This window comes from Mesorhizobium sp. M7A.F.Ca.CA.004.06.1.1 (assembly GCF_003999135.1).
Taxonomy (GTDB): Bacteria; Pseudomonadota; Alphaproteobacteria; order Rhizobiales; family Rhizobiaceae; genus Mesorhizobium.
Window position 1 is genome coordinate 1 of the sequence record NZ_RZPQ01001012.1, and the last position, 1674, is coordinate 1674.

Sequence of the window (1674 nt, forward strand, 5' to 3'; positions counted from 1 at the left end):
ACACATATTGCCTTTGCGGGAGTGCCCCTTTCGCCAATGACAAACGGGAGATGAAACATGAAGTCCTTCGGCTTCGCGGCCGGTGTTGCCGCCACCTTTATGCTGCTTTCCTCAACCTCCGCTTTTGCTGTCACGCAGATCAGTTGGTGGCACGCCATGACTGGCGCCAATGCCGAAGTTGTCGACAAGATCTCCAAAGATTTCAATGCCAGCCAGAGCGACTATGAACTCGTTCCGGTGTTCAAAGGCACCTACCCCGAGACGCTGAATGCCGGCATCGCCGCCTACCGTGCCGGCCAGGCGCCCGACATCATGCAGGTGTTCGACGTCGGCACCGGCGTGATGATGGCAGCCGAAGGCGCAATCAAGCCGGCAGCCGATGTGTTGACCAGCGCTGGAATGACCTTCGACAAGAGCCAGTATCTGCCAGGCATAGTCGGCTATTATTCGAAGCCGGACGGCACCATGCTCTCTTTCCCCTATAACTCCTCCTCGCCGATCCTTTATTACAACAAGGATATCTTCAAGAAGGCTGGTCTCGACGTCGACAGCCCACCCAAGACCTGGAATGAGGTGTGGGAAGACGCCAAGAAGATCAAGGCGAGCGGCGCGGCCGCCTGCGGCTACACCTCGACCTGGCTGACCTGGATCCATCTGGAGAATTTCGCGGCCTGGAATGACGTGTCATGGGCCACCCAGCAGAACGGTCTGGCCGGCGGCGATGTCGAGCTCAAGATCAATGCGCCGATTTTCGTCAACCACTTCCAGGCGCTGGCGGACCTCGCCAAGGACGGCACCTTCAAATATGGCGGCCGCACCTCCGAAGCCAAGCAGATCTTCCTCGCCGGCGAATGCGGGATCATGACCGAATCCTCCGGCGGCCTTGGCGATATCGTCAAGTCCGGCATGAATTACGGCATCGGCCAATTGCCCTATGACAGCGACGCCAAGGGCGCACCGCAGAACACGACGCCGGGTGGCGCCAGCCTGTGGGTTTTCGCTGAAAAATCCGACGAGGAATACAAGGGCGTCGCGGCCTTCTTCGCCTACCTGTCGAAGACCGAGGTGCAAGAATACCTGCACCAGAAGTCGGGTTATCTGCCGGTAACGCTTGCCGCCTATGAAGCGACCAAGAAGTCCGGTTTCTATGACAAGAACGTCGGTCGCGAGACCCCGATCCTGCAGATGACGGGTAAGGCGCCGACCGACAATTCCAAGGGCGTACGTCTTCCGAACCTGCCGCAGGTGCGCGATATCCAGAACGAGGAGTTCGAAAAGATGCTCGCCGGCCAGCAAACCGCGCAGCAGGCGCTCGACAATGCGGTTACGCGTGGCAATGCGGCGATCAAGGAAGCGCTGGGGAATTAGAGCGAGCGCAGGTCCTTGCTCTACGGCGCATCCACCTGTCCTGCCAGGCATCTCCCCTCGGCGAGGGGAGTTTTGCCGTCCCTTGCGATTTCGCCAACGGTCGATGATGCCCAATCCGAAACGCTCGTCAAAGCCATCTTGGCGAAGAGGGATGCTACATCGTGCCGCCCGCCTCATCACCTCGGAGTGGCTCCATGACCCCTCGCGTCGTGTTTCCCAACAAGATCCTTCCCTACCTGCTGGTGGCGCCGCAACTGGCCATCACGCTCGTGTTTTTCTACTGGCCGGCCGGTCAGGCGTTCTACC

General features: G+C 59.5%; 1 protein-coding gene and 1 pseudogene. Both read left to right on the top strand.

Annotation, left to right across the window (positions count from 1 at the left end; all coding sequences use genetic code 11):
• Positions 1 to 57: 57 nt before the first annotated feature.
• The gene (gene ugpB, locus EN906_RS33280; RefSeq protein ID WP_127269634.1) at positions 58 to 1368 is read left to right on the top strand and encodes a sn-glycerol-3-phosphate ABC transporter substrate-binding protein UgpB; all 1311 of its coding nucleotides are present in this window, start codon (positions 58 to 60) and stop codon (positions 1366 to 1368) included.
• A 194-nt stretch (positions 1369 to 1562) separates the two neighbouring features.
• Positions 1563 to 1674, top strand: a pseudogene (locus tag EN906_RS33285) (glycerol-3-phosphate transporter permease); the annotation flags it as partial.

What these genes read in the sequence shown, in the direction of transcription:
- ugpB (WP_127269634.1), top strand. Translation starts at nt 58, where the DNA reads ATGAAGTCCTTCGGCTTCGCGGCCGGTGTTGCCGCCACCTTTATGCTG.